The following is a 25,193-nucleotide window of genomic DNA, read 5'->3' as shown; positions in this document are numbered from 1 at the left end:
CCTTTTGCTAGCCGAAAGGGGTTTTTTATCACTCACGGCGAATTTTACTGGCAAATAAATTACCCAGTGATTGGATTAACTGTACGGTGATAATTAATACAATCGCGGTAGTGACTGTGACAAAAGTATCAAAGCGCTGGTAGCCATAAGTAATGGCTAAATCACCAATCCCGCCGCCGCCGACGGTACCCGCCATGGCGGTCGCGCCAATCAAACCAATGGTAGCGGTGGTCAGCGCCAATATTAAAGATGACAGGGCCTCGGGCAGTAAGAAATACCAAATGGCTTGTAGCGGTGTTGCTCCCATCGATTTCGCTGCTTCCAAAATTCCGGGATTAACGTCCAGCAGGGAGTTCTCCACCAAGCGGCCAATATAGGGCGCGATAAAAATAATCAGCGGCACAATAGCCCCCGGAGTTCCTATGGTGGTGTTCACAATGAGGCGGGTGAGCGGGATAATCGCGACCATCAGAATAATAAATGGCAATGATCGGATGATATTGATAACAGGATTTAGAATATTATAAAAAGTTCTATTCTTAATTAATCCACCTGGCCGGGTCACCACCAGTAAAATCCCCAAAGGAATACCAATAAGAGAACCGATCACCAATGAAATACTGACCATAACCAGAGTGTCGCGTAGCGCCTGGGTAAATTGGTCTAATGTAATTGCGGTTTCGATCATCAATTTATTTCCTGTATATCAATCCCTGTTCCCGCCAGATAATTAACGGCGCTATCAATGGTGTGATTCTCGCCGGTTAATAGCAGCACCATATGGCCCAATGTGGTGTCTTGTATCTCTGACATGTTGGCAAACAGAATATTGACGCCAATATCATATTGCCTGATAAGTTGGTTAATCACCGGCTGTGTGGCTATTGCCCCGATAAACGCCAGACGGAATTGACGACCTGCATGGCTGTTATCCAATAGCTTTTTCACACTCTCGGGCAAGCTGTCTTTGATGACGGTACGAACAAAGTTAATCGTCGTGGGGTGGGTTGGATGACCAAAAACAGTTAATACTGAACCTTGTTCAATAATTTGGCCGTTTTCCATGACCGCCACTTTATTACAGATCTTTTGAATGACTGACATTTCATGGGTAATCAGCAACACCGTAATATTGTATTGCTGATTAATTTTCTTCAGTAATAATAAAATTTGAGCCGTGGTTTGCGGGTCGAGTGATGATGTCGCTTCATCACACAGCAAAATAGAGGGGTTGGTTGCCAGCGCCCTTGCAATTCCCACCCGCTGTTTTTGTCCGCCGGATAACTCATTCGGAAAACTGTGACTTTTATCTCCCAGCCCGACAAAAGCTAGCAGCTCCGCAACACGTTCCTGAATGAATTTCTTATTTTTCCCCAATAAAATAAGTGGCATGGCTACATTTTTAAAAACGGTTTTTGATTCCAATAAATTAAAGTTTTGGAATATCATACCAATATCTTTTTTCAGTAACCGGAGTTGCTCATGGCTAAAATCATGCAAGTTCTTGCCGTCAATAATGACATTTCCGACAGTTGGGCATTCCAGTGAATTAACCATGCGTAATAGGGTGCTTTTCCCCGCGCCACTGTAGCCGATGATGCCAAATATATCACCATCCTCGACGGTTAAATTGACATCATTAAGAGCCTGTAGTTTGATACCTTTACGCTCAAACGTCTTGGAAATATGCTGAAGCTCAATCATCTGTTATTCCATTAGTTTAGATAATCAGGCAGCATATAACCGGTGTATTTTTCGTTACTCAGAATGTATTTTTTAAATTCAGGGGAGTGATATCCCGCAATAATATCTTTGGCAAACTCGGCGTCTTTATTCTTACCGGCAACGGTCACCACATTGACAAACTGAGCGGTAGGTTTTTCAAGTTGCAGGGCTGAAGTGAGTTTTATGCCATTAGAAACAGCAAAGTTACCTTGGATAGCACCATAGTCAACATCAGGCAATGCTCTGACTTGCTGTGCGTTATCCATTTCTTTAATCACCAAATGATACGGATTTTCTGCAATGTCTTTTTGCGAGAAAGTGGCTGGATCAATTTTTTCTTTCAGCTTTATCCAGCCAATAGATTGCAGTAAAAGCGCGGCTCGGTATTCATTTGAGGGCTGATTCGGGACTGAAATCCATGCACCATCTTTGGGTTTGTCTTCTGTATTGTGCTTATTAGAATAGAGGCCCATCGGGGGCGTAGGGACTTGTACAATTCCTGTGTTATCAATGCGTAATCGGTCATTTATAGCTTGCAGATAAACCGGGTGTTGCATGATGTTGCCATCAATTTCACCGGTGCTGACTGCATTATTGACCTGGATTCCATCATTGAAATCTTTATATTCAATCTTGTAGCCTTTACTTATTAGATAAGGCGCTACGCCTTTCTCAAATTGCTCTTTATAAGGGCCAGGATTAAATCCTAACTTAATGATTTTCTTCTCCTCACTATGGGCATTCAGTGAGGTTAAAATAATTAAACTAAATAAGGATATTGCCAGCGAACGCATTCTCATCATCATTTCCCTGTGGAATAAATATTAATTCAGACTCTAAAGAGGAATTTATTCACAAGGTTGCAGGCTATTGAGTGATCCGTAAACGAAGAATATAAACTTAACTTATCTATTATCGATATATAGGATAATAATCTGGGTCTATCAGGAGAATATCATGAGAGGAGATGTTAATGAGTGAATAATCAACCCGCTGTACGGCGCACAGCGGGTTGTCTGGATTAGCCCTGAATCAGATTAGGGATTTTCACATCAGGATTAACATCGGCTTCATAGTCAACACCGTCAACCGCGAAACCAAACAGATTTAAGAACTCGGTCTTATAGCCGATAAAATCAGTCAATTGGTCAATATTGTCGTTGGTGACTTGATCCCACAACTGCTTAACCTGACTTTGCACTTCAGGAGCCAGTTCTTTGTAATCAGCACGTAGGCGGCCATCTTGGTCCAAGTGCGGCGTGTTGCCACACAAGCTGTCTTTATACAGCGCATAAACCTGCTCGATACAGCCCTCATGAGTGCCTTTCTCTTTCATCACTTTGAATAATAGCGATAAATACAGTGGCATCATTGGAATCGCAGAGCTGGCCTGAGTCACAACTGCTTTCAGCACAGAAACACGGGCATCACCGCCGCCGTGGGCAGACAAGCTATCGCGGATCGCCAGAACTTTTTGGTCCAAGTCCTTCTTGGCCGCGCCAATAGAGCCATTCCAATAGATATCATGAGTGATTTTTTCACCCAGATAGGTGAACGCGGTCGTTTGTGCGCCTTCAGCCAACACACCCGCTTCCAGCAGTGCATCAATCCACATCTGCCAGTCTTCGCCGCCCATGACGGCGACCGTGTTGTCGATTTCTTCTTGAGTGGCCGGTTGCAACACGGCTTCTTTGATAACTTCTTTATCAGTATCAAGGCTACGGAATTTAACTTCATGCCCGATAGGTTTCAGTGTGGAGTTAAACACTTGACCGGTTTTCGGGTGAGTACGACGTGGCGAGGCCAAACTGTAGATAACCTGATCAACCTGACCTAAGTCTTGTTTGATGGTTTCAATGGTCAGGCGCTTAATCTCATCAGAGAAAGCATCGCCATTGATACTCTTTGCGTACAGGCCTTTTTGTTCAGCGAATTTGTGGAATGCGGCGCTGTTGTACCAACCAGAGGTTCCCGGTTTGCCTTCTTCGCCCGGACGCTCAAAGAAAATGCCCAGTGTATCGGCACCACAACCAAATGCTGCTGTAATGCGGGCTGCCAGCCCGTATCCAGTTGACGCACCAATCACTAATACTCGTTTTGGGCCGTTAGCGATTGTGCCTTCTGCTGTGACATAGTCAATTTGCTTTTTGACGTTGGCTTCGCAGCCCGTCGGATGTGCAGTCACACAGATAAAGCCGCGTACACGTGGTTTTATAATCATGGATACCTCAGTTTATGAATAAAGTTAAGTGTTCGAGCCATATTCAGTTCAGATTGATGGGCGATTCAGACTCATAGAGCCAGATTATCAAAATTAGCGATAATCTGCTGCAGCTCTATGGCATCACACTCATTTTCCGATACAAAAACTGGAGAAAATTCGCCCCAGTAAGTCATCTGAGCTAAATTCGCCGGTAATTTCACTCAATGACTGTTGCGCTAAACGCAGTTCCTCCGCCAGTAGTTCACCGGCGTAAGCGCTTACTAACTGTTCATGGCCCTGTACCAAATGCTGTGCAGCAGTTTCCAGCGCTTGTAAATGGCGGCGGCGCGCCAAGAAACCACCTTCAGTGTTGCTGGTAAAGCCCATACTCTGCTTGAGATGGCTGCGCAGCAGATCAATACCTTCACCGGTACGCGCTGATAAGCGAATAAGTGAGTGACCATTTACTTCGGTTAAACCCAAGGTTTCACCGGTAATGTCAGCTTTGTTACGCACCACGGTGATGGGGAGCGTAGCAGGTAACCGCGCCATAAACTCTGGCCAGATAGCAGCCGGTTCAGTGGCATCCGTGGTGGTTCCATCCACCATAAACAGCACGCGGTCAGCCTGTTCTATCTCATTCCACGCACGTTCGATGCCAATGCGTTCAACTTCGTCACTGGCTTCACGTAGGCCTGCGGTATCAATGATATGCAATGGCATCCCATCGATATGAATATGTTCCCGCAATACATCGCGGGTGGTACCTGCGATATCAGTGACAATTGCGGCCTCTCGGCCTGCTAACGCATTGAGTAGACTGGATTTACCGGCGTTTGGGCGGCCAGCAATAACCACTTTCATCCCTTCACGCAATAAACTGCCTTGCCGGGCTTCAGTGCGTACTTGCTCCAGATCTGCCATTACGCCGTTTAACTGGCCTTCAATTTTTCCATCAGACAGGAAATCAATTTCCTCATCAGGAAAGTCAATCGCAGCTTCGACATAGATTCGCAAGTGAGTAAGTGCTTCCACCAATTTGTGGATCCGCACTGAAAATGCGCCTTGTAATGAGTTTACCGCCGAACGCGCAGCTTGTTCTGAACTGGCGTCGATCAAGTCGGCAATCGCTTCTGCTTGGGCTAAATCCAACTTGTCATTTAAGAATGCGCGCTCAGAGAACTCACCCGGGCGGGCAATGCGCAGCCCTGGCAGAGCTAGAATACGTTTTAACAGTAAATCCAGTATAACCGGACCACCGTGACCTTGTAGTTCCAGCACGTCCTCGCCAGTGAAAGAATTCGGGCCGGGGAAGTAAAGAGCGATACCTTGATCCAGCGTGCTGCCATCGACATCTTTAAATGGCAGATAGTCGGCATAGCGTGGCTTGGGTAATTTACCTAAAACCGCCTGTGCGACCACTGTAGCAGCACGACCTGAAACACGTAAAATACCAACGCCACCACGGCCTGGGGGGGTTGCTTGTGCCACGATAGTATCAGTGGTGCTCATGGTTATATCTCTCTTTAACTTATTATTTTTGCACAAGCCTGAAAGTGTTCAGGCTTCTATAAAAAGAATAAGGCGGTCATATTGACCGCCCTTTAATACTTATGACTATCGCTGTGGATTATTTTTTCTTGTCACGGCTGTGTAAGCCGCGTTTTTCCAGACCACGATAAATCAACTGTTGCTGCAGGATGGTCACCAGGTTACTGACAATATAGTACAGTACCAGACCAGCCGGGAACCACAGGAAGAATACAGTGAAGATAACCGGCATGAAGGTCATGATCTTCTGCTGCATCGGGTCAGTCACGGTAGTCGGTGACATCTTCTGAATGAAGTACATGGTGATACCCATCAGAATTGGCAGAATGTAGTACGGGTCTTGTGCTGACAAGTCATGAATCCACAAGATGAATGGCGCATGGCGCAACTCAACGGAACTCATCAACATGTAGTACAACGCCAGGAAGATTGGCATCTGAATGACCAGCGGTAAGCAGCCACCCAGTGGGTTAACTTTCTCAGCTTTGTACAGCGCCATCATTTCCTGACTCATACGCTGCTTATCGTCGCCGATACGCTCACGCATGGCAGCCAGTTTAGGCTGTAGCAAACGCATTTTCGCCATCGAGGTATATTGCGCTTTAGTCAGCGGGTACATGATACCGCGCACGATAAAGGTAATAACAATGATGGAGAAGCCCCAGTTACCGACAAAGCTGTGGATGAATTTCAACAGTTTGAACAGTGGCTGAGAAATAAACCATAACCAACCATAATCAACAGTCAGGTCCAGATGTGGCGCGATGGCCGCCATTTTGTCCTGAATTTCCGGGCCAACCCACAAGGTAGCACCCAGTTGTTTCTGCTCACCCGGCTGAATGACTACTGGTGCACCTTTAAAGCCGATAGCAGCCAGACCGTTACCCAAGTCAGCGGAGTAGAAAGTGTTGGTTTCGTTAGCTGCTGGAATCCACGCTGTTGCAAAATACTGCTGCAACATAGCAACCCAACCGCCTTTGGTGGTGATGTCCAGGCTCTTATCTTCGATATCACTAAAGCTATATTTTTTATATTTAGTTTCATCAGAAGAGTAAGCCGCACCACGATAAGTATGCAGCGCGAAGTTATTGCTGCCGGTATCACGGTGTTTAGGTAAGTTGATGCTTTGCTTTAATTGGCCAAACAGCGTCAGCTCCAGCGGGGCAGCAGAGGCGTTTTTAACGTGATAATCCACGCCAATGGCGTAATCGTTACGTTTCAGCACAAACGTCTTGGTGAAGACGGAGCCATCTTTGCCTGTGAAGGTCAATGGAATACGCAGTTCGTCTTGGCCATCAGCTAATACAAAGCTGGTTTGAGGCGCTTCGAATAGTGGGCGTTCACCGTTAGCTGGATTGTCCGGGCCGTTTTTACCTGTCAGGCCACTTTGTGCCTGATAAATGAACGCCGGAGTAGTTTCCAGTAATTCGAAAGTTTTATCTGAACCCAGAGCATCCGGGTAAGCCAGCAGGTTAGCCTGCTCGATGTCACCACCACGGGTATTAATGGTCAGAGACAGCACATCAGTTTTTACAGTAATCAGTTGGCCCTGACCACTGCCTGGCACAGCCTGGCTTGCTTTATCACCGGTAGCAGTATTCGCAGTCTGTTGCGTGGTCTGAGCGGCTGGTTGTGGATTGTTGTCCACTTGCCAGGCTTGCCAGATCATGAAAGACACGAACAGCAGAGCGATGAGTAGAAGATTGCGTTGCGAATCCATCGTTAGTGTTCTCTGTTATCGTCGGGTTTCGGCGGCACGGGATCATCGCCACCTGGGTTCAAAGGGTGGCATTTTAATACGCGTTTCAGTGTTAACCAACTGCCTTTTATCATCCCAAACCGGCGCAATGCCTCAATTCCGTAATGAGAACATGTCGGATGGAAACGACAACGCGGCCCCAGCAACGGACTTATCACGAGCTGATAGCCCCTGATTAGCCCGATCAGGATGCGGGAGCCTGGCGACAGTGGCGACGCCATAATTTTTCCAAAGCTTCTGTCAACGCACGGTTATCGAGGTCAGCCACACCTTTTTTCACCAAAACGACAAAATCCATAGACGGTAACGTATGCTGATGCAGCCGGAAGCTTTCGCGGGTTAGGCGCTTTATCCGATTACGTTCATGAGCACGTTTGACATGTTTTTTGGCGACGGTAAGACCGATGCGGGGATGCCCCAGCTCGTTCTGGCGGCCGAGGATGGTGATTTGCGGCGTGCCAGCCCGTTGTGGCTGCTGGAAGACGAACGTAAAATGACTGGGAGTTAACAAACGTAACTCCCTAGGAAATGCTAGCTTAACCATTGAGATGGTTAGCTTTTATTACTTAGAAACAGTCAGACGAGTACGGCTTTTCGCACGACGGCGAGCCAGAACTTGACGACCATTTTTGGTGGCCATACGAGCACGGAAACCGTGGCTACGGTTGCGCTTCAATACGGACGGTTGGAAAGTGCGTTTCATAGCGATTTCTACCTAAACTTAAAATAATTACTGATTCAGTAAACGCGTTTGGCTGCTCGGAGTGAAGACACCGACGCCTCAATCGCAACATATAAAGAAGCGGGATTGTAATAATTGTACAGTCCTGAGTCAATTGACATTGCGCACGCCCGCACAGAAGTTTTCTGTATGGGAGTTTACCAAGAGCCTGTCCGTGTTCACCGCTGGTTTCTTTTTGGCCAAGGCCATCAAGAGAAACAGGCATCACACGTAGGGCTGAGGATTATACGGACTCCCTGATAAATCGCAAGGATCGCGGTGAGATCCTTTGTAGATTAATGAGGATCAGGGTTGGGATAAGGGGAAAGTTATTCCAGTATATTCCGAAAAGCGTCGGGAGCGCGGACGATAAGGGCAGGAAAAGCTGTGCGCTAGGTTACACTCCCAACAGAAGTTATCGCCTGTGGATAAAAAGGATCTAATCTGTGAGGAAGGGGAGGATCTATTGCTCCTTTTGCGCTATGATCCGCCATTCCGATCACACCCACTACTCTGGGATCACTACTCCAGTGATCTTGGGGGGATGTTAGTCGTAAAACAACCGAAAAACGGTTCGCATGTCACTTTGGCTTGCTACAGGCCATATAGGCGTGTGTCAAAAACGATGAGTTACAAAAAATCCTGATTTCTTTCTTTTATTGATCTTGTTCGAGTGGAGTCCGCCGTGTCACTTTCGCTTTGGCAGCAGTGTCTTGCCCGATTGCAGGATGAGTTACCTGCCACAGAATTTAGTATGTGGATACGCCCCCTACAGGCGGAACTGAGTGACAATACTCTGGCGCTTTACGCACCTAATCGTTTTGTACTGGACTGGGTCCGTGATAAGTACTTAAACAATATCAATGGCTTGCTTAATGATTTCTGTGGCAGCGAGGTTCCTTTACTACGTTTTGAAGTCGGGAGTAAACCCGCGGTAAGAGCAGCACACAGTCATCCAGTTACAGCCAACGTTAGCGCGCCTGTTGCTCCGGTTACCCGCAGCGCACCTGTACGCCCGAGTTGGGACAGTTCGCCCGCTCAACCTGAACATTCTTACCGTTCGAATGTGAACCCGAAACACACATTTGATAACTTCGTTGAAGGTAAATCTAACCAACTGGCCCGCGCAGCAGCACGTCAGGTTGCGGATAATCCGGGTGGCGCGTACAACCCGCTATTCCTCTATGGTGGCACAGGTTTGGGTAAAACCCACCTGTTACATGCCGTGGGGAATGGCATTATCGCCCGTAAAGCGAATGCCAAAGTGGTTTATATGCATTCAGAGCGTTTTGTGCAAGATATGGTAAAAGCCTTGCAGAACAACGCAATAGAAGAGTTTAAGCGCTATTATCGTTCGGTTGATGCGTTATTAATCGATGATATTCAGTTCTTTGCCAATAAAGAGCGTTCCCAGGAAGAGTTTTTCCACACCTTTAATGCTTTGCTGGAAGGTAATCAGCAGATCATTCTGACCTCAGATCGCTATCCAAAAGAGATCAATGGGGTAGAAGATCGTTTGAAATCGCGTTTTGGCTGGGGCCTAACGGTGGCGATTGAGCCGCCGGAACTGGAAACCCGGGTCGCGATTCTGATGAAAAAAGCGGATGAAAATAATATTCGCTTGCCCGGTGAGGTCGCGTTCTTTATTGCCAAGCGTCTGCGTTCCAACGTGCGTGAGCTGGAAGGGGCATTGAATCGTGTGATCGCCAATGCCAATTTTACTGGCCGAGCAATCACCATTGATTTTGTTCGTGAAGCTCTACGTGACTTACTGGCATTGCAGGAAAAACTGGTCACTATTGATAATATTCAAAAAACTGTCGCAGAATATTATAAAATTAAGGTCGCAGACCTACTCTCCAAACGGCGTTCCCGTTCGGTAGCTCGCCCGCGCCAAATGGCGATGGCGTTGGCGAAAGAGTTAACCAACCACAGCCTGCCTGAAATCGGCGATGCGTTTGGTGGCCGCGACCATACCACGGTGTTGCATGCTTGCCGCAAGATTGAACAATTGCGTGAAGAAAGTCACGACATCAAAGAAGATTTCTCTAACTTAATCAGAACATTATCCTCCTAGCGCTATGAAATTTATCATTGAACGTGAGCATCTGCTAAAACCGCTGCAACAGGTCAGTAGCCCGCTGGGTGGACGTCCTACGTTGCCAATCTTAGGTAACTTGTTGCTGCAAGTCACCGAAGGCTCTTTGCTGCTGACCGGTACCGATCTTGAAATGGAGATGGTGGCGCGCGTGGCGCTGTCTCAGCCTCATGAGCAGGGTGCAACCACTGTGCCCGCACGGAAGTTTTTTGATATCTGGCGTGGTTTGCCGGAAGGCGCGGAGATTACAGTCGCACTTGATGGTGACCGCCTATTGGTGCGCTCTGGCCGTAGCCGCTTCTCACTGTCTACCTTACCAGCCGCAGACTTCCCGAATTTGGATGACTGGCAGAGTGAAGTTGAATTCACTTTACCGCAGGCAACTTTAAAGCGTCTGATTGAGTCCACTCAGTTCTCAATGGCCCATCAGGATGTGCGTTATTACTTGAACGGCATGTTGTTTGAGACTGAGGGTGAAGAACTGCGCACTGTCGCAACTGACGGTCACCGGTTAGCGGTTTGTGCGATGCCCATTGGCCAGACATTACCGTCACATTCGGTTATCGTGCCGCGTAAAGGCGTGATGGAGTTGGTCAGGTTGCTGGATGGTGGCGACACGCCATTACGTTTGCAAATTGGCAGTAACAATATCCGCGCCCATGTGGGTGATTTCATTTTCACCTCCAAGCTGGTTGATGGCCGTTTCCCTGATTATCGCCGTGTATTGCCGAAAAACCCGGACAAAACACTGAAAGCGAGCTGTGATTTGCTGAAACAAGCCTTTGCTCGCGCGGCGATTTTGTCCAACGAGAAGTTTCGTGGCGTTCGGCTCTATGTCAGTCAAAATCAGCTTAAAATCACCGCGAATAACCCTGAACAGGAAGAAGCGGAAGAGATCCTCGATGTTAGCTACGATGGGGCAGAAATGGAGATCGGCTTCAACGTCAGCTATGTACTCGATGTGCTGAATGCGCTCAAGTGCGAAGATGTTAGTCTGTTACTGACCGACTCGGTCTCCAGCGTGCAGATTGAAGATGGCGCCAGTCAGGCTGCGGCGTACGTTGTCATGCCAATGCGTTTGTAAAGCATGGCTCTGACGCGTTTATTAATTAAAGATTTTCGTAATATCGAATCGGCAGACTTGGCACTGGCGTCGGGGTTTAATTTTTTAGTGGGCCCCAATGGCAGTGGTAAAACCAGTGTGCTGGAGGCGATTTATACCTTAGGTCATGGCCGCGCTTTTCGTAGTTTGCAGGCGGGCCGCGTGATTCGTCACGAATGTGCCGGGTTTATATTGCACGGTCGGGTTGATGCTAATGAGCGTGAGTCGTCCGTGGGGCTGAGCAAAAGCCGACAAGGTGATACCAAGGTGCGCATTGATGGCACTGATGGTCATAAAGTGGCTGAATTGGCGCAATTGTTGCCAATGCAACTGATTACTCCTGAAGGGTTTACTTTATTGAATGGCGGGCCAAAATTTCGGCGTGCCTTTTTAGACTGGGGTTGCTTTCATAATGAACCCGGTTTTTTTATGGCCTGGAGCAATCTGAAAAGATTACTTAAGCAGCGCAACGCCGCGCTGCGCCAGGTGAGTCGCTATGCGCAAATCCGGGCCTGGGATCAGGAAATTATCCCGCTGGCTGAGCGTATTAGTGAGTGGCGGGCGGCATACAGTGACGCCATTGCGGCAGATATTTCAGCCACATGCGCGCTGTTCCTGCCAGAGTTCGCCCTGAGTTTCTCTTTCCAGCGCGGTTGGGATAAAGAGAGTGACTATGGTGAGTTGCTGGAACGGCAGTTTGAGCGTGACAGAGCGCTAACCTATACCGCCGTCGGGCCACATAAAGCGGATTTTCGCATTCGGGCCGATGGTACGCCGGTAGAAGATTTGCTATCGCGTGGTCAGCTTAAATTGCTGATGTGCGCATTGCGGTTAGCGCAGGGTGAGTTTCTCACCCGACAGAGCGGGCGGCGTTGCCTGTATCTGCTTGACGATTTTGCTTCCGAACTAGACACCGGCCGTCGTCGTTTATTGGCCGAGCGTTTAAAAGCTACCCAGGCACAGGTTTTTGTCAGCGCAGTGAGTGCTGAGCAAGTGGCCGACATGGTAGGCGAAAAGGGCAAGATGTTCCGCGTGGAACATGGCAAAATAGAGGTTCAACCACAGGATTAAAAATGAGCGAGAAACGTTGATGTCGAATACTTATGACTCCTCAAGTATCAAGGTATTAAAAGGGCTGGATGCAGTTCGTAAGCGTCCGGGCATGTATATCGGTGATACTGATGACGGTACCGGTCTGCACCACATGGTATTCGAGGTTGTGGATAACGCTATCGACGAAGCCCTCGCTGGTCACTGTAAAGAAATTATTGTCACCATCCATTCGGATAACTCGGTTTCTGTACAGGATGATGGCCGCGGTATTCCAACCGGTATGCATGACGAGGAAGGGGTATCGGCAGCTGAGGTCATCATGACCGTGTTGCATGCTGGCGGTAAATTTGACGATAACTCGTATAAAGTTTCCGGCGGTTTGCACGGCGTGGGTGTCTCAGTTGTTAACGCCTTGTCTGAAAAACTGGAGCTGGTGATTCGCCGTGAAGGTAAAGTTCACGAGCAGACTTACAAAATGGGTGTGCCGCAGGCACCACTGAAAGTGGTGGGTGAAACCGATCAGACCGGGACAACCGTGCGTTTCTGGCCGAGTTTCCAGACCTTCACCAATAACACCGAATTCCAGTATGAAATCCTGGCTAAACGCCTGCGCGAGTTGTCATTCCTGAACTCTGGGGTTTCAATTAAACTGAAAGACAAACGTAACGATAGAGAAGACCATTTCCATTATGAAGGTGGTATTCGGGCGTTTGTTGAATATTTAAGCAAAAACAAAAACCCGATCCATCCGAAAGTGTTCTATTTCTCTACCGTGAAAGACGATATCGGTGTGGAAGTGGCATTGCAGTGGAACGACGGTTTCCAGGAAAACATTTACTGCTTCACCAACAACATTCCACAGCGCGATGGGGGGACTCACTTAGTGGGGTTCCGTACGGCGATGACCCGTACCCTGAACAGCTACATGGATAAAGAAGGCTACAGTAAAAAAGCGAAAATCAGTGCCACCGGTGATGATGCCCGTGAAGGCTTGATTGCCGTGGTTTCCGTGAAAGTACCAGACCCTAAATTCTCCTCACAGACCAAAGATAAACTGGTCTCCTCTGAGGTGAAAACGGCGGTCGAAACGCTGATGAACGAGAAGCTGGTTGAGTATTTGCTGGAAAACCCAACTGACGCCAAAATTGTCGTGGGCAAGATTATTGATGCTGCCCGTGCTCGTGAAGCGGCACGTAAAGCGCGTGAAATGACGCGTCGTAAAGGGGCGTTGGACTTGGCTGGTTTGCCAGGCAAACTGGCTGACTGTCAGGAACGCGACCCGGCATTGTCCGAACTCTACTTAGTGGAAGGGGACTCTGCGGGCGGCTCAGCTAAACAGGGCCGTAACCGTAAAAATCAGGCCATTTTGCCGCTAAAAGGTAAAATCCTGAACGTCGAGAAAGCGCGCTTTGACAAAATGCTTTCTTCACAAGAAGTGGCAACGCTGATTACCGCGCTGGGTTGTGGTATTGGCCGGGATGAATATAATCCGGACAAATTGCGCTATCACAATATCATTATCATGACCGATGCCGACGTGGATGGTTCGCACATCCGTACGTTGTTGTTGACCTTCTTCTATCGTCAGATGCCGGAAATTATTGAGCGTGGTCATGTGTTTATCGCTCAGCCGCCACTGTATAAAGTGAAGAAAGGTAAGCAAGAGCAATACATCAAAGATGATGACGCGATGGAGCAGTACCAGATGACTCTGGCACTGGATGGCGCGGCTTTGCATATCAATGCTGATGCCCCACCGCTGGTGGGCGAACATCTTGAGAAACTGGTTGCCGAGCACTACAGCGTCCAGAAGACTATTGGCCGTATGGAACGTCGTTATCCGCGTGCTTTGCTGAATAACCTGATTTATCAGCCAACCTTGCAAGAAGAGGATTTGACCGATAAAGAGGTTGTGACGCAATGGATTGATTCGCTGGTGGTGTTGCTGAACGAGAAAGAACAGCACGGCAGCAGCTACAGTTCAGTGGTGCGCGAAAACCGTGAGCGTCAACTGTTCGAGCCGGTGCTGCGTATTCGTACCCACGGGGTTGATACCGATTATGATCTGGACTTTGATTTCATCCACGGTGGTGAGTATCGCAAAATCTGCCTGTTGGGCGATAAACTCCGTGGCTTAGTCGAGGAAGGTGCTTTTGTTGAACGTGGCGAGCGCCGTGTGCCGGTTTCAAGCTTTGAAGATGCACTGGACTGGTTAGTGAAAGAGTCTCGTCGTGGTTTGGCCATCCAGCGCTATAAAGGTTTGGGTGAAATGAACCCAGAGCAGTTGTGGGAAACTACCATGGACCCAACCAGCCGCCGTATGCTGCAGGTTATGGTGAAAGATGCCATTGCTGCCGATCAGTTATTCACCACGCTGATGGGGGATGCGGTTGAACCTCGCCGTGCCTTTATCGAAGAGAATGCGTTGCGCGCAGCGAATATCGATATCTAATCAGATAAGTTATTGACCTGATAATTTATAGGTCAGATAGAAATGCCCAGAACAGGAAACTGTTTCTGGGCTTTTTTTTACTTGATAATCGTAATCTTGCGAATTCTTATCTTGCTAGTATTTGTGCTGTATACGGACGCGGACTTACTAGCATTTCAGCGCTGAATCGCGTTAGCATGGAGTATTCGCCAAGAAAATGTGAGGGCCTATGGCTATTGAATTAATTGCTATCGATATGGACGGCACGTTGTTGAACACACAACATGAAATCACTCCACGAGTAAAGCAGGCTATTGATGCCGCTCGGGCAAAAGGGGTCTGTGTGGTACTGGCGACGGGGCGGCCTTATATCGGAATCCGACGTTATTTACGCGAACTGAATATGGAAAATAGTGGCGATTATTGCATCAGCAATAACGGCGCATTAGTACAAAAAGCGGCCACGGGTGAGTGTATTTTACAGGAAACCCTTAATTTCGAGGATTATCTCTATTTCGAAGCTTTGTCGCGCGAAATGGGGGTCAGTTTCCAGGCTTTTGATTTTGAGACTTTATATACCGCCAACAAAGACATCAGCAAATATACCCTACATGAAGTTTTCATAACCGGTATCCCATTGAAATATCGGGCGGTAGAGGAAATGGATCCCAAGTTACGCTTCCCGAAAGTGATGATGATTGATGAGCCAGAAAAACTGGACCGTGCATTGAAAATGATGCCCGCTGAAGCTTTTGAGCGTTTCACTATTATGAAAAGTGCGCCTTTTTACCTGGAGATTCTGAGTAAACGAGTCGATAAGGGGACGGGGGTGAAAATGCTGGCTGATCATTTAGGCATTGCGCAGGAAAATGTAATGGCACTGGGTGATCAAGGTAATGATATTGCGATGGTGAATTATGCCGGCGTGGGTGTTGCAATGGGAAATGCTATTCCCGAACTGAAAGAGATAGCGCAGTTTGTGACAGGCACTAATATTGAAGATGGTGTCGCGCTGGCCATTGAGAAATATGTGCTCTGAGTTTTGATTGGGTCTGCTCTATTACAAATTAGGTGCTTGGTTCGGTTGATATGAGATCGGCGCTCAGCTTACTTCCGATGCCTCAGCCGCCAAAGGGGTTACAAGCGCGTAACCCTCTTGGAACCCCTGCGCTTTTGCACGTATCGTTTGCCCACTTCGTGGGTGCCACTCGGCTCATCACTACACTGGCGGGACGGCGTGATTTGCAATCTTTTGCTCAAGCACGCCTAAATCCGGCGTCCTGCCGGATTTCCCTGGCTGCATTCTTCACTCGGCAGCTCAAATGTGCTTTTAGAGTCAACAGAGAGAATATAAAAGCCTACCCTCTCTTTTATCGCCCCAGAATCCCTTTCACTATTTGCACATCCTGAATCCCTAATCCGGTTAAATCCGCTAAGGTAATCTGCTGTTCATTGTCTCTGAAAGGTACGCCCTGAGCTAAAACTGTACCCATCTCGGTTAAGGTGTGATGCGCTAATAGTCGCTGTTGAAATGCTGATGAGATTTCACCAAATTCAGTGCATTGCTCCCATGAATCCACCAAGATTTTATCGGCTTTGGCGACCAGTTCAGGGGCCAGTTCGTGCTTACCTGCACCATCAGCACCGACTGCCGTAATGTGAGTTCCTGGCTGAATATCTACAGCTTGTAAAATAGCTTCTCGGCTGGGTGTGGTGGTCACAATAAACTGGCAATGACGGCCTAACACCGCGGCATCCAAGGTGATATTGACTTCAAAACCCTCCGCCTGAGCATATTGACGGTATTCCTCTAATGCTGTCTCACTGCGGCCCCAGACCCATAGCTGGCGGCATGGAATGACACTTTTCAGGTACGTCAGATGCAGTCGTGCTTGCATGCCGGTGCCGACGATACCTATGGCACTGATATGTTTTGGTGCACATAGCTCGGCAACAATTCGCCCAGCCAATGCTGTGCGCAGCGCGGTCAACCAGCCCTCATCCAGTAATAGGGCTTGCGGCTCGCCGGTTTGGGCAGAAAACGCCATCATCAACCCTTGGTTACTCGCTAGCTCTTTAGCGGGATTATCATAAAAACCGCCCGAAACTTTCACGACGAATTGTCTATCGCCCTGCAAATAGCCACTTTTAATACAGCAATCGCCATTGGTCTGTTCAAACAGCAAGTGCTGCACTGGGGGCATTTGCACCTGTTTTTGACTAAAAGCAATAAAGCCTTGTTTGAGCAGTAACGTGATGGCATCAGCATTGAACTTGTCGAGAATCTGCTGCTTACTCAGAATAATCATTCGCTGACCGCTCCCAGGTATTTTTCTAGCACGATATTCTTCCCGCACAATACCACCGCAACTTTCTTGCCTTGCCAATGCGGTGCCAGTTTCAGCGCTGCCGCTAACGCCACCCCAGCAGCGCCTTCAATCATCCAGCGGTCAGTGCGGGCGATCAAGCGCATCGCATCTTTGATTTCTTGCTCACTCACCAGCACTTTCTGATCAATTAATTGCTGGCAAAGGGCGAAAGTTATCGCCCCCGGTTCAACCCCTCCGGCCGTGCCATCAGACAGGGTTTCTTGCTCCGCCACTTCCTGAATTTGGCCATTTTCCAAACTGGTATACATACTGGTGGCATTGGCGGGCCAGCACCCAATAATTTGAGTTTTATCAGAGAGTTTCTTTAGTACGGTTGCAATGCCGGAAATCAGCCCACCGCCACCGACCGCCACAAAGACAGCATCAAGATTCGGCTGCTGTTCAACCATCTCCATGCCGCAAGTCCCTTGTCCGGCGATAATTTGTTCATCGTTATAAGGTGAGATATAGATTTTGCCTTGCTGTTGTGCGGCGCTATCAGCCGCCAGCTCGGCATTTAATGCATCCCCTGGAATCAGTTCAACCTCTCCACCCAGTGCGCGGATAGCCTCTAATTTGATGGCCGCCGCCTGCTCCGGTGCATAAATAGTGGCCTTAACCCCCGCCAGTTTCCCGGCCAGTGCCATGGCTTGCCCGTGATTACCGGTCGACGCGGTGATAACACCTTGTTGGCGCTGTTCGTCAGTTAATAAACGCAATTTGTTACTGGCTCCGCGAAATTTAAAGGAACCGGTGTGCTGTAGATGCTCACATTTGAGATAGATTTCACAACCACTGTGCTGGGACAGCAATGGGCTATATTCCAGCGGCGTCACTCTCACTTGAGGGCGTAATACCTGATGGGCCTCTTTAATAGCATCAAATAATGTGTTCATGTTAATTCCTTTAAGTTTATGTATTTTTTATATTTTTTAGTTGGTTATAAACAGTGGCACGGGCGATGTTAAGGATTTTTGCGACATAGCCAGCAGCATTTTTGCCGTTAAATGCACCCTGTTGGTAAAGTGCCTCAATCAACTTTCGGCGGTTAACATTGTTCAATGTCGCCAGAGTGAGTTTTTGCTGTTGCAGCCAGTGGTGTATGTAAGTATTGATGCGCTCCTGCCAGTCATCCTGGAACAGCACATCAGGCTGCGGTTGCATTTGATGGCCCGACAGGAATATATCCAGTGCCGCTTTGGCACTTTCAAAGACAGTAATGTCCAGATTGATGCACAGCAGCCCGATAGGTTGCCCATGGTCATCCCGCAGCACAGTGCTGATGGAGCGCAGTTGGCGGCCATCCCAGTTGCGCTTTTGGTAAGGGCCAATCACCTGCGAGTGTTGATCAAATTGCAGGTCGCTGAGGTTGGAGTCTTCCCCCAATTCCCGCTGTGAATAGTTATTCGCGATATAAACCAGTGTTTGGCTGGCTAAGTCGTGGAGGGCAACTTCCGCATAAGGAGAGAAAAGTGTGGCTATCGCATCGGCAATGGGCTGGTATCGGCTAAGCATAGAGAACTTTTGTTTAGAATAAAAAATCTATATTAGACTATTTCTTCTAAATAGCGACAGTTTATTGCTGACTGGGCTTACAGTAATAAGATATGAGGATGATATAATTCAGCATAATGAATCATTATCAGCGTAATCGCGTCCGGAGCCAGCATGGCCTTGCAGGAACAGCAACTCACTTTTGATCCCAGAGGTCATCAACTCACTAATATCAATGTTTGGACGCCGGATAGCCAATGGCTGGCATATGATGTGCGGCCTAACGGCAGTACGTTTAGTGGTTTAACCATTGAGCGGGTAAATTGTATAACCGGTGATATTGAAGTCATTTATCGTGCTCAGCATGGTGCGCATGTCGGGGTGGTGACGGTAAGCCCTGATAAACCCGCCCGCTATGTCTTTATCCATGGCCCGGAGCACCCAGATAATCACTGGCATTATGATTTCCATCACCGGCGAGGGGTGATTGTCACTGAGCCGGACAGAGAACTGGCGGTAACATTGGATGCGATGGACATCACCGCGCCATATACTCCCGGCGCATTGCGCGGTGGCAGCCATGTGCATGTTTTCAGTCCTGACGGCAGCCGTCTGAGTTTTACTTATAACGACCATGTGCTGCATGAATGGGATCCCGCGCTGGATTGCCGCAATGTCGGCGTTGCCCTGCCTTTGCAGGGGGTTAATCCGCCCAAGCAACATCCGCGTGAATATGATGGCAGCCATTTCTGTGTGTTAGTGACTCGAACCACTCCCAAGCCCCTGGCGGGCAGTGACCAAATAAACCGCGCTTATGAAGAGGGCTGGGTGGGCGTTCAGGGCTATCTGAAAGCGGATGGCACTCGCCAGCGTTGGGCATTGGCATTTATTGGCGACACACTTTCGGCGCAGGGAGAAAAAATCCCGGAAGTCTTTATTGTTGATTTACCGCCGCATGACAGGGATTACGCCCGCGCCGGAACTGCGCCACTTGAGGGAACGCCAACTACCTTGCCCGCGCCACCAGCAGGTGTCAGCCAGCGGCGGATAACCTTCACGGCCGACAAGCGTTTTCCTGGGTTGGCGACCAGTCCACGGCATTGGCTGCGCACTTCACCTGACGGCAGTGCCATTGCTTGTTTAATGAAAGATGATCAGGGTGTGGTGCAGTTGTGGTTGGTTTCACCGAATGGTGGCGAACCACGGCAACTGACCTTCACGGAGCAGGGGATTCAGTCGGCGTTTAGTTGGCATCCACAAGGGCACAGTTTGGCATTTGTGTGTGATAACAGTGTGATGCAGTGTGATAGTGCCACCGGTCGGTTACAGCGATTGACCACCCGGAGCGCAATTGCACCACTGGCGGATGCCGTGGTGTTTTCACCTGATGGCACCAAAGTCGCGTTTATGCGGGAAATCGACGGGTTGGCGCAACTATTTACTGTGGATATAGTTACCCTGAATATAGTTACCGTGGATGTTGGCTAGATCATGGTAGCGGGGTAGCAGCAGGAGGCACGGTTGGCGGATTCTGCGCTTCTGACTGACGGATACGCTCGCGTGGGGAGTTGGCCATTTTATCTTCGTTGTCAGAACGTAAATAATCATATGGCAGGAGCAGGGTGTCCATCACCGCAGAGAAAGGCAGGTCCACTGCCAATAAGGGGCGCAGCGCCCAACCGGTATTATCATCTTTGAGCATCGCCACATTGGCAGCCGTGCCGGAGTAATAGCCCTGGCTGCTGCTGGTGTGCGTCATAATACTGGAACAACCGCCGGACAACAGCAGCGAACAGCCGATAACAAAAGGGATAACTGTATTTTTCATTATTTTATTCAGCTCTCATTCTACCGGGGAGTAACAAGTTACCGCGATAAGCCAGCAAACAGTGTCAGGTTTTGACATGATTTTTACACTACCTTACAGACAGTTCCTATGGTCAAAAATTCAATCTTGTGGGTAACTTGAGCTAAGTGTAAGTTATAACAGCGCATTTATCGAATAATTAGAGTCATAAACGTCTTATTGGGATATTTTCCACGAAAAAATTTTTTGTTTTGCTCTTGAAAAGAAAAATACCGGTCCCACTTTATTATCAGGCCAGAGAGAATACGCCGACAGGGTATTCGGGCCATAAGCCTGTCCATAGTGGAAGGCTTAATACAAAATATGATAACACCCTTGCTAATATATTTAGGAGGCAGTTTTTATGCGTAATTCCGAGCTTGCACCACTGTATCGTTCAGCTATCGGTTTCGACCGGTTGTTCAATCTTTTAGAATCCGGCCAGAACCAAAGTAATGGCGGTTATCCTCCTTATAACGTCGAGTTAGTCGACGAAAATAACTACCGCATCGCGATCGCGGTGGCAGGTTTTGCTGAGCAGGAATTGGAGATTGTTACACAAGATAACCTGTTGATTATACGTGGTTCTCATGCCAATGAGCCAGCGCAGCGCACCTATTTGTATCAGGGTATCGCTGAGCGTAACTTCGAGCGTAAATTCCAGTTGGCGGAGCATATTAAAATTAAAGGTGCCAATTTAGTGAATGGCTTGCTGTATATCGACCTTGAGCGTTTGGTACCGGAAAGTTTAAAACCACGCCGTATTGAAATTAAGTAATCTACTTAACAGTGTAAGTTATTTACATTATTTAACGGAGTTTAGCCTGCCGTAATCGGGGGCTGACCAGTCACGGATTGATAGCGAGAAATAATATAACGCCAGTATCTTGCGTTCAGGTTTTTTATATCGCTAATTCGTGACTGTTTATTATCTTATCTCGCTTCTCAGAAGGAGTTATATCTATGCGTAATTATGATTTGTCACCTTTGCTTCGTCAGTGGATTGGTTTTGATAAATTAGCCAACTCAATGCAGGGCGGTCAGGATTCTCAGGGATTCCCGCCATACAATATTGAGAAAACTGACGATAACCATTATCGCATCTCACTGGCATTAGCCGGTTTTAAACAGAGTGAGCTGGATATTGAAGTTGAAGGCCCGCGTTTGACTGTTCGCGGTAAGCCAGCACCAGCTGAAAAACAGGTTGAATACCTGCATCAAGGCTTGGTTCATAAAGAGTTCTCATTGACCTTTACGCTGGCAGAGCATCTGAATGTTGATAATGCTCAATTCGAAAACGGTCTGCTGCATATTGATCTGTTGCGCCAAGTGCCAGAAGCGCTGCAACCACAGCGTATTAGCATTGGCAGTGCTGCTCCACAAGAGCACCAGGTATTAGATAATCCGGCGGCAACTGAGCAATCTGAACAGCAGTAGTTATGATGTTCGGTACCCCACACTGGGGTACCGATATACCCTTCTTACTTGACGCCGCAGCTTTGTTCGCGGCATTTCCTCACCCGAATCACTTACTGGAGTAAGCTCATCGGGACTCGTTCACTTGCTGCCTCGCTGCAACGCCAATTAATTTGGGTATAAGTTTCCGTGTTTGTTTTTTCACCGGAGAGTTTCCCCACTCTCCGGTGCATTTTGTGGTGTATCCCACAGTCAATCATTTCCCCTTCTGACAGAATCCTTACTAATTGTAGGAATTTAAGGCCATGACTGACCCAAATGAGATTCCACATGGCCGCCAGTTTTTAAACTTAGGCAAGGAAGTGATTTATGAGTGCTATCGCCCTTACCGTCAGTATGTTGGCGCTGGTCGCCGTATTGGGGTTATGGATCGGTAATTGGAAAATCTATGGTGTGGGGTTAGGTATCGGCGGGGTGTTATTTGGCGGCATTATCGTGGGCCATTTTGCACAAACTTATCAATTAGTTCTCAATGGGGACATGCTGCACTTCATTCAGGAATTTGGCCTGATTCTGTTTGTTTATACCATCGGCATTCAGGTGGGGCCGGGGTTCTTCTCCTCACTGCGGGTCTCGGGGTTGCGGCTTAACAGCTTTGCTATTCTGATGGTGATTGTCGGCGGGTTAGTGACCGCAATTATCCATAAGTTGTTTGCTGTGCCGCTGCCTATCATTTTGGGCATATTTTCAGGTGCAGTCACCAACACCCCGGCTCTCGGGGCGGCGCAGCAAATCCTCACTGATTTAGGCTCGCCACCGCAATTGGTCAGCCAAATGGGGATGGGTTATGCCATGGCCTATCCATTCGGCATTTGCGGTATTTTGCTGGTGATGTGGCTGATTCGTTTATTCTTTAAAATCAATATCGATCGCGAAGCGAAAGAGTTTGATAGTAGCCACGGGCAGAACCGCGAGTTGCTGCAAACTATGAATGTGGCGGTTCGTAACCCTAATCTGCATGGGCTATCCGTACAAGATGTGCCGCTGCTCAACAGTGATGAAGTGGTCTGTTCCCGCTTGAAACGCGGTGACTTACTGATGGTGCCGTTGTCGGCCACAGTGATTGAACTGGGCGATTATCTACATTTGGTCGGGCAGCGCGAAGCTTTGGAGAAAGTACGGCTGGTGGTCGGGGAAGAGGTGGATGTCACCTTATCTACCGCCGGTACGGCATTGCAAACTGCCCGAGTGGTGGTGACCAATGAGGCGGTGCTGGGTAAAAAAATCCGCGACCTTAATCTGAAGCAGAAGTATGACGTGGCCATTACCCGCTTAAACCGTGCGGGCATTGAACTGGTTGCCAGTAATAGTGCCAGCCTGCAATTTGGTGACATTCTTAATCTGGTCGGCCGCCCGGAATCTATTGAGGCGGTATCTGCTGTTGTCGGTAATGCGCAACAGAAACTACAGCAAGTTCAGATGCTTCCGGTATTTATCGGTGTCGGTCTGGGGGTGTTGTTAGGGTCAATTCCGCTCTTTATTCCGGGGTTCCCTGCGGCTTTACGTCTGGGTTTGGCGGGTGGCCCGCTGGTTGTCGCACTTATTCTGGGGCGTATTGGCAGCATCGGAAAACTGTATTGGTTTATGCCGCCGAGTGCCAACCTGGCACTGCGTGAACTGGGAATTGTATTGTTCTTGTCAGTGGTCGGGCTGAAGTCAGGCGGTGATTTTATCAATACTTTGGTGAATGGTGATGGGCTGGCGTGGATTGGCTACGGGGCGATGATTACCGGAATTCCATTGCTAACAGTGGGGATTTTAGCGCGTATGTTGGCTAATATGAACTACCTGACATTGTGCGGCATGTTAGCCGGTTCAATGACCGATCCACCGGCGCTGGCTTTTGCCAATGGTCTGCATCCGACCAGTGGTGCAGCGGCACTGTCTTATGCAACAGTTTACCCGCTGGCGATGTTCTTACGAATCATGTCGCCGCAGATATTGGCCGTATTGTTTTGGACAACTATGTGACGCTAATGACCTTGGGTTAGATAGTGACGTTGGGTTAGATAATAACTTTGAGATGGTTTTAAAATAAAACTGAGGGCCGCCGAATAAGCGGCCCTTAGCTATTTATTCTCAGCCAATCACTTTGCTTCCTGAAACGCCCGCTCAACCTCTTCGGCCAGAATTGCCACACCCTTTTCGATATCTTCCGGTGCTGGAACATAATTCATCCGCATGCATTGATGGGTATGCGGCCAATCATATTCCAGACCGGGGAAGAAATAGTGGCCCGGCACCATCAACACACCGCGCTTTTTCAGGCGCTGATACAGCAGTTCAGTGCTGATCGGCAAATCTTTAAACCACAGCCAGAGGAATATCGCCCCTTCCGGTTTGTGGATCAAGCAGCGCTCCGGCGGTAAGTATTTGCGCAGGATAGCAATAGTTTGCTGTACCCGCTCAAAATAGAATGGCCGGATGACCTCTTTGGATAAACGCAGCAAATCCCCGCGCGCAATCATTTCGGCAGCAATAGCTGGCCCCATGCTGCCCGGTGACAGACTGATAATGCCATTCATATTGGTGAGCGCCGAAATGACTTTCTCATCGGCAATCACAATCCCGCAGCGCGAACCCGGCAGGCCCAGCTTCGACAAGCTCATGCACAGAATGATATTCGGGTTCCACAGTGGGGTCGCATCGGTAAAGATAATGCCGGGGAATGGCACGCCATAAGCGTTATCAATCAATAACGGAATACCACGTTGCTGAGCAATAACATCAAGGCCGATTAACTCATCGTCAGTAATCACATTCCCGGTCGGGTTGGTGGGCCGCGAGACGCATATCAGGCCAATATCATCAGTAATATTGAGATGCTCAAAATCGACGTGATATTTGAATTGCCCTTCGGGCAGTAGCTCAATATTGGGCTTGGCGGAGACGAATAAATCTTCGTCGAGGCCCGCGTCGGCATATCCGAGATACTCTGGTGCCAGTGGGAATAATACCCGCCGACGGGTGCCATCGGCATAGCGGCCAGCGAAGAGATTAAATAAGTAGAAAAACGCGCTTTGACTGCCATTTGTCAGTGCAATGTTCTGTGGCTCAATTTGCCAACCCAGCTCATCTTGCAGCATTGTTGCCAATGCTTTCAGCAGTAAATCTTTGCCTTGTGGCCCATCGTAATTGCACAACGCCTCGGTCAGCTTCCCGCTTTCCAGCATGTCCTGACAAAGTTGCTGAAAGTAAGCATCCATTTCAGGAATATGTGCCGGATTACCGCCGCCAAGCATGATAGAACCTGGGGTTCTCAGGCCGTCGTTGAGGTCGTCCATCAATCTGGTAATGCCCGCGTAGCGGGTGAATTTGTCGCCGAAAAGTGAAAACTTCATAAATGAAAATTTATTGTTATCCGT

23 protein-coding genes are annotated in these 25,193 nt (G+C 48.5%); 9 read left to right on the top strand and 14 right to left on the bottom strand.

The window, feature by feature from the left end; genetic code table 11:
- Positions 1-28: 28 nt before the first annotated feature.
- The 9 genes from OVO64_RS06615 to rpmH all read right to left on the bottom strand — a co-directional run bounded on the left by OVO64_RS06615 (position 29) and on the right by rpmH (position 7,941).
- Positions 29-688: a methionine ABC transporter permease gene (locus OVO64_RS06615; RefSeq protein WP_186377429.1), complete on the bottom strand. Its 660-nt coding sequence runs from the start codon at positions 686-688 to the stop codon at positions 29-31.
- Entirely contained in the window at positions 688-1,704 is a 1,017-nt protein-coding gene (locus OVO64_RS06610) for a methionine ABC transporter ATP-binding protein (RefSeq protein ID WP_038637691.1), read from the bottom strand. The genes OVO64_RS06615 and OVO64_RS06610 overlap by 1 nt, the downstream gene beginning before the upstream one ends.
- Positions 1,705-1,715: 11 nt before the next feature.
- A complete protein-coding gene (locus OVO64_RS06605; RefSeq protein WP_038637688.1) occupies positions 1,716-2,525 on the bottom strand; it encodes a MetQ/NlpA family ABC transporter substrate-binding protein in 810 nt (269 codons plus the stop codon).
- A gap of 221 nt (positions 2,526-2,746) precedes the next feature.
- Positions 2,747-3,946 (bottom strand): enoyl-ACP reductase FabV, encoded by a 1,200-nt coding sequence (gene fabV, locus OVO64_RS06600; protein ID WP_038637685.1) that lies wholly within the window; start codon positions 3,944-3,946, stop codon positions 2,747-2,749.
- A gap of 129 nt (positions 3,947-4,075) precedes the next feature.
- Positions 4,076-5,440, bottom strand: coding sequence for a tRNA uridine-5-carboxymethylaminomethyl(34) synthesis GTPase MnmE (gene mnmE / locus OVO64_RS06595; RefSeq protein ID WP_145509791.1), 1,365 nt, complete (start codon positions 5,438-5,440; stop codon positions 4,076-4,078).
- Positions 5,441-5,558: 118 nt separating this feature from the next.
- Complete coding sequence (gene yidC, locus OVO64_RS06590; RefSeq protein WP_145589377.1) at positions 5,559-7,199, bottom strand: membrane protein insertase YidC; 1,641 nt, start codon at positions 7,197-7,199, stop codon at positions 5,559-5,561.
- 2 nt (positions 7,200-7,201) lie between these two features.
- Positions 7,202-7,459 carry a membrane protein insertion efficiency factor YidD gene (yidD, locus tag OVO64_RS06585; RefSeq protein WP_032906726.1) on the bottom strand — a complete coding sequence of 86 codons (258 nt, stop codon included), beginning with the start codon at positions 7,457-7,459 and terminating at the stop codon, positions 7,202-7,204.
- Entirely contained in the window at positions 7,423-7,782 is a 360-nt protein-coding gene (gene rnpA / locus OVO64_RS06580) for a ribonuclease P protein component (RefSeq protein WP_038637673.1), read from the bottom strand. The genes yidD and rnpA overlap by 37 nt, the downstream gene beginning before the upstream one ends.
- Before the next feature lie 18 nt (positions 7,783-7,800).
- Positions 7,801-7,941: a 50S ribosomal protein L34 gene (gene rpmH / locus OVO64_RS06575; protein WP_004393543.1), complete on the bottom strand. Its 141-nt coding sequence runs from the start codon at positions 7,939-7,941 to the stop codon at positions 7,801-7,803.
- Positions 7,942-8,644: 703 nt separating this feature from the next.
- Between rpmH and dnaA the strand changes: the two genes are divergently transcribed.
- The 5 genes from dnaA (at position 8,645) to yidA (ending at position 15,682) form a co-directional block, all read left to right on the top strand.
- Positions 8,645-10,036, top strand: coding sequence for a chromosomal replication initiator protein DnaA (dnaA, locus tag OVO64_RS06570; RefSeq protein ID WP_038637671.1), 1,392 nt, complete (start codon positions 8,645-8,647; stop codon positions 10,034-10,036).
- Positions 10,037-10,040: 4 nt separating this feature from the next.
- Positions 10,041-11,141, top strand: a complete 1,101-nt coding sequence (gene dnaN, locus OVO64_RS06565) for a DNA polymerase III subunit beta (RefSeq protein WP_038637668.1) — start codon at positions 10,041-10,043, stop codon at positions 11,139-11,141.
- 3 nt (positions 11,142-11,144) lie between these two features.
- A complete protein-coding gene (gene recF, locus OVO64_RS06560) occupies positions 11,145-12,230 on the top strand; it encodes a DNA replication/repair protein RecF (RefSeq protein ID WP_038637665.1) in 1,086 nt (361 codons plus the stop codon).
- 19 nt (positions 12,231-12,249) lie between these two features.
- Positions 12,250-14,664, top strand: coding sequence for a DNA topoisomerase (ATP-hydrolyzing) subunit B (gene gyrB / locus OVO64_RS06555; protein WP_038637662.1), 2,415 nt, complete (start codon positions 12,250-12,252; stop codon positions 14,662-14,664).
- A gap of 208 nt (positions 14,665-14,872) precedes the next feature.
- Positions 14,873-15,682 (top strand): sugar-phosphatase, encoded by an 810-nt coding sequence (gene yidA / locus OVO64_RS06550; protein WP_038637659.1) that lies wholly within the window; start codon positions 14,873-14,875, stop codon positions 15,680-15,682.
- A gap of 331 nt (positions 15,683-16,013) precedes the next feature.
- Here the strand turns inward: yidA and OVO64_RS06545 are convergent, their stop codons facing one another.
- Genes OVO64_RS06545 through OVO64_RS06535 form a run of 3 tightly spaced genes read right to left on the bottom strand, consistent with a single transcriptional unit; the run spans position 16,014 to position 18,527 of the window.
- On the bottom strand, positions 16,014-16,952 hold the full coding sequence (locus OVO64_RS06545) for an ornithine cyclodeaminase family protein (protein WP_050291901.1): 939 nt from the start codon (positions 16,950-16,952) through the stop codon (positions 16,014-16,016).
- The gene (locus OVO64_RS06540; RefSeq protein ID WP_038637653.1) at positions 16,949-17,908 is read right to left on the bottom strand and encodes a threonine/serine dehydratase; all 960 of its coding nucleotides are present in this window, start codon (positions 17,906-17,908) and stop codon (positions 16,949-16,951) included. The genes OVO64_RS06545 and OVO64_RS06540 overlap by 4 nt, the downstream gene beginning before the upstream one ends.
- Positions 17,909-17,924: 16 nt before the next feature.
- Positions 17,925-18,527, bottom strand: coding sequence for a helix-turn-helix transcriptional regulator (locus OVO64_RS06535; RefSeq protein ID WP_038637650.1), 603 nt, complete (start codon positions 18,525-18,527; stop codon positions 17,925-17,927).
- A gap of 153 nt (positions 18,528-18,680) precedes the next feature.
- Here OVO64_RS06535 and OVO64_RS06530 point away from each other — a divergent pair, with 153 nt between their 5' ends.
- A complete protein-coding gene (locus OVO64_RS06530) occupies positions 18,681-19,994 on the top strand; it encodes a DUF3748 domain-containing protein (RefSeq protein WP_042562526.1) in 1,314 nt (437 codons plus the stop codon).
- A 1-nt stretch (position 19,995) separates the two neighbouring features.
- Here OVO64_RS06530 and OVO64_RS06525 read toward each other — a convergent pair whose 3' ends face one another.
- The gene (locus tag OVO64_RS06525; protein ID WP_038637647.1) at positions 19,996-20,334 is read right to left on the bottom strand and encodes a YceK/YidQ family lipoprotein; all 339 of its coding nucleotides are present in this window, start codon (positions 20,332-20,334) and stop codon (positions 19,996-19,998) included.
- Positions 20,335-20,716: 382 nt separating this feature from the next.
- On the opposite strand from OVO64_RS06525, the gene ibpA reads away from it, so the two are divergent.
- The 3 genes from ibpA to OVO64_RS06510 all read left to right on the top strand — a co-directional run bounded on the left by ibpA (position 20,717) and on the right by OVO64_RS06510 (position 23,799).
- Positions 20,717-21,130: a small heat shock chaperone IbpA gene (gene ibpA, locus OVO64_RS06520; protein WP_038637644.1), complete on the top strand. Its 414-nt coding sequence runs from the start codon at positions 20,717-20,719 to the stop codon at positions 21,128-21,130.
- Between the two features lie 185 nt (positions 21,131-21,315).
- On the top strand, positions 21,316-21,789 hold the full coding sequence (ibpB, locus tag OVO64_RS06515) for a small heat shock chaperone IbpB (protein ID WP_038637641.1): 474 nt from the start codon (positions 21,316-21,318) through the stop codon (positions 21,787-21,789).
- Positions 21,790-22,137: 348 nt separating this feature from the next.
- On the top strand, positions 22,138-23,799 hold the full coding sequence (locus OVO64_RS06510) for a putative transporter (RefSeq protein ID WP_038637636.1): 1,662 nt from the start codon (positions 22,138-22,140) through the stop codon (positions 23,797-23,799).
- A 116-nt stretch (positions 23,800-23,915) separates the two neighbouring features.
- On the opposite strand, the gene OVO64_RS06505 is transcribed toward OVO64_RS06510, so the two are convergent.
- On the bottom strand, positions 23,916-25,169 hold the full coding sequence (locus OVO64_RS06505; protein ID WP_038637633.1) for a valine--pyruvate transaminase: 1,254 nt from the start codon (positions 25,167-25,169) through the stop codon (positions 23,916-23,918).
- Between the last annotated feature and the right edge of the window lie 24 nt (positions 25,170-25,193).

It is taken from the genome of Yersinia sp. Marseille-Q5920 (assembly GCF_946902935.1).
Classification (GTDB): domain Bacteria; phylum Pseudomonadota; class Gammaproteobacteria; order Enterobacterales; family Enterobacteriaceae; genus Yersinia; species Yersinia rochesterensis.
Note: the sequence above shows the minus strand (reverse complement) of the source record. Positions and strands in the feature narration are given on the sequence as shown.